General features: G+C 64.0%; 1 protein-coding gene. It reads left to right on the top strand.

The window, feature by feature from the left end; all coding sequences use genetic code 11:
- Positions 1 to 41: 41 nt before the first annotated feature.
- Positions 42 to 1,299, top strand: a 1,258-nt coding sequence (locus CAPSK01_RS20790) for a bifunctional TVP38/TMEM64 family protein/FAD-dependent oxidoreductase (RefSeq protein ID WP_034931430.1), incomplete at its 3' end; no start/stop codon positions are given.

The raw sequence follows: 1,299 nt of genomic DNA, 5'->3' as shown, positions 1-1,299 counted from the left end.
GCCACCTGCGCCCTGGATGCAACCATCGCCCTGGAATCGCCATGAAAAAAAAAAAGATCGCCATCTTTGCCCTCATTGCCCTGGCCATTGTCGCCTACTTTCAGCTCGGCCTCGGGCAGTACCTGAACCTCGATGCACTCAAGGCACAACAGGCGGCACTCGGCGACTACCACCGGCAACACCCGTGGCAGGTAGCCGGACTGTACTTCGTCGCCTATGTGGCGGTGACCGCGCTGTCGCTGCCCGGCGCCTTGCCGATGACGCTCGCTGGCGGAGCCATCTTCGGTCTCCTCTGGGGCACCGTCATCGTCTCCTTTGCTTCGTCGATCGGCGCGACACTGGCCTTCCTCGCCGCGCGCTTCCTGCTCCGCGACTGGGTCAGCGAACGTTTTGGCGAACGCCTCAAGGCGGTGGACGAAGGCATCCGGCGTGATGGTGCTTTCTACTTGTTCACCCTGCGCCTGATCCCGGTGTTCCCCTTCTTCCTGGTCAATCTCCTGCTCGCTCTGACCGCGATGAAAGCCCGCACCTTCTATTGGGTCAGCCAGATCGGCATGCTCGCCGGCACCATCGTCTACGTCAATGCGGGCACGCAACTGGCGCGCATCGATTCACTCGCCGGCATCGTCTCGCCCGGTCTGCTCGCCTCGTTCGCACTGCTCGGAATCTTTCCGCTCATCGCCCGCAAGATCGTCGATATGGTGAAAGCGCGCCGGGTCTACGCCGGCTGGCAGAAGCCTGCACGCTTCGACCGTAATCTGGTGGTCATCGGCGCCGGCAGTGCCGGTCTGGTCACCGCCTACATCGCGGCGGCCGTGAAGGCCAAGGTGACCCTGATCGAGAAGCACCGCATGGGAGGCGACTGCCTCAACACCGGCTGTGTACCGTCGAAGGCGCTGATCCGCTCGGCCAAGCTGCTGTCGCACATCGCCCGTGCGCGCGAGTTTGGCATCGCCTCGGCGAAGGCCAGCTTCGACTTCGCCGAGGTGATGGAGCGCGTACAGAAGATCATCAAGACGGTCGAGCCACACGACTCGGTCGAACGCTACCGCGAACTGGGGGTCGATGTGGTCGAAGGTTCGGCACGCATCGTCTCGCCGTGGCAGGTCGAGGTCATCCACAACGATGGCACGATGCAGACGCTACGGACGCGCAGCATCGTCATCGCGACCGGCGCGCGTCCCTTTGTGCCGCCCATGCCGGGGATCGAGGAGATGGGCTACCTGACTTCGGACACGATCTGGAATCTGCGCCAGCTGCCACGCCGCCTGCTCGTGCTCGGCGGCGGGCCGATCGGCT

Origin of the sequence: Candidatus Accumulibacter vicinus, from assembly GCF_000584955.1 — a bacterium.
Lineage (GTDB): Bacteria > Pseudomonadota > Gammaproteobacteria > Burkholderiales > Rhodocyclaceae > Accumulibacter > Accumulibacter vicinus.
Note: the sequence above shows the minus strand (reverse complement) of the source record. Positions and strands in the feature narration are given on the sequence as shown.